Genomic DNA, 2308 nt, shown 5'->3' with positions numbered 1-2308 from the left:
CCGCCCCACACCGTCCGGCGTAGCCAACTCATCCGTCGTCGGATACCCCAGCGGACCGGCCTCCCAACCCAACGCCGCCCACCTGTCCCGAATCGCCCCGTAAATCGCGTGCGCACCCGTGTTCGGCGACCAATAGACCGAACCCGGACCACTGAAATGGTTGTACCGCCCCACACCGTCCGGCGTACCCAACTCATCCGTCGTCGGATACCCCAGCGGACCGGCCTCCCAACCCAACGCCGCCCACCTGTCCCGAATCGCCCCATAGATCGCGTGCGCACCCGTGTTCGGCGACCAATAGACCGAACCCGGACCACTGAAATGGTTGAACCGCCCCACACCGTCCGGGGTCGTGGTCTCGTTCGTCGTGGGATAACCCAGCGGACCGGCTTCCCAGCCCGACGCCGCCCACGCGTCCCGGATGGCACCCTGGATCGCCCACGCGTCGGTGTTCGCCGTCCAGTAGATGGACCCGATCTGGAAGTGGTTGTACCGCCCCACTCCGTCCGGTGTCCCCGTCTCGTCGGTGATCGGATAGCCGAGGCTGCTGCCCGGCCCGCCGAGCGCCTTGTAACGGACGAGGATCGCCCCTGTCACGGCGTGTGCCCCGGTCGCCGCGGACCAGTAGATGCTGCCACCGCGGAAGTCCTGGGCCTTACCGCCGCCGGCGGTGTCGTACTCCGGCGAAACCGGGTCGCTCAGGTAGGAACCGCGGGCGCCGCCGAGCTGGTTGTAGTAGTCGGTGATCGGATCGGTGTTGCCGTTGAGCGTCACCGTCTTCGCCGCCTGGCCGTCGTCACCGGTGATCTGGTACGCGGCCGTGGCCGGATATGCGTCCGTCGGCGTGAACGTCACCGTCTGGTCCAGCGAGTCACCCGGCGGGATCACCTGTCCCTCCGCGAGCTGGTTCTCACTGTGGAACACCCCGGCGGGGGCCTTCGCCTTGGTGATCGTCAGCGGCACCGTGCCCGTGTTGGCCACGGTGAACTTCAGCGTCACCGACTGCCCGACCGGCACGGTGTGGAAGTCGAGCACCGTCGGGTCGAGCGTGAGCTCGGGCTTGCCGGACAGCGCGACGCCGCTCACCGGAACGGTGACCGAACCCTGGTCACTGGTCACGACCAGCTGCGAACTCTCGCCGACCCCGGTGTCGGTCCCCGAAGTGGGCGTGTAGCTGATCGGCACGGTCACCGAGGCGCCCGCGTCGATCACGGTGCCCACGGCGGGCAGGGTGGTCGCGGCGAACGAACCGGTCGGCGCGGTCACGCCGGTGATCGTCTCCGCGGTGGTGCCGGTGTTGAGGATGTTCACCCCGAGCTCTTTCGCGGCGCCGGTACGCACCTGCCCGAAGTCGAGCGAAGCGGGCGTGGCGCCAAGACCGGACTGCGTACCAAGGCCGTGCAGGTCCAGGGCGGTGCTGCCGGCGTCGGTGGCGAAGGTCAGCGTTCCGGTCGCCGCACCCCAGGTGGCGGGTGTGAAGCTCACCGGCACGTCGAGGGTCTGACCCTTGGTCAGGGTCACCGGCGTGCTCAGCGAGGCGGCGAACGGGGACGCGGTCGACACGCCGGTGACGGTCAGATCCCGGTTCGCGGTGACCGTCACGGTCGCGTTCTCGGTGCCGCCGACGGCGGTGGAACCGAAGTCGTAGGGCTTGGTGGCCAGCACGGCCGTGGTCGGCCTGCCGAAGCCGTACACCTTGCCGTCACGGGTGCCGACGTAGACGCGGCCCCCGTCGGTGCCGGGCACGGAGAACTTCACCGCGGTCCCGATCGGCGCGGAGTACCGCAGCTGCATGACCCCGTTGACGGGCACCGGGTCGTAGGCGCGCAGCTGCGCGTTCGCCCCGCTCGGCCCGGTGCTGTAGACCACCCAGACCAGGGCGGAACCGGAGGTGGTGCCGCTGGAGGTGATCACCGGCGAGCCGGAGGTGTAGCCGAAGTTGTCGCTGGTGGTGCCTACCGAAGTGAGCGAGGGCCCCTGCGCCGAGTACTTGAGCGCGCGCAAGGGCCCGTTGTTGCCGACGACGTAGACGTAACCGCCGTCGCCGCCCCAGAAGCCGGGCCTGCCCCAGACGCCCTGGAACGGTCCGGTCACCCCCACCACGTCGTCGCCGCCGTCGGCGGCCTGGCCCGCGCCGCCGAGGTGGTCGGCGTCGAGCAGGTAGATCCGCCCGTCCTTGCCGACCTCGACGAGGAGACGGGGGTGGCTGCTGGTGCCGAAGCCCGACGGCAGCGCCATCGGCCCCCCGGAACCGAGGTCGGCGTCGTCCTGGTTCAGCTTCGTGTTGTCGTGCGGGCTGAAAAAGCTC

General features: G+C 69.8%; 1 protein-coding gene. It reads right to left on the bottom strand.

Going from position 1 to position 2308, the window contains the following annotated elements; all coding sequences use genetic code 11:
- The coding region (locus tag FNH05_RS36295) for a choice-of-anchor D domain-containing protein (protein ID WP_144593357.1) at positions 1-2308 on the bottom strand (2308 nt) is incomplete at both ends.

This window comes from Amycolatopsis rhizosphaerae, assembly GCF_007713715.1.
In the GTDB taxonomy this organism is placed as follows: Bacteria; Actinomycetota; Actinomycetes; order Mycobacteriales; family Pseudonocardiaceae; genus Amycolatopsis_E; species Amycolatopsis_E rhizosphaerae.
The sequence above is the reverse complement of the archived record's forward strand: the minus strand, read 5'-3'. Positions and strand labels throughout refer to the sequence as shown.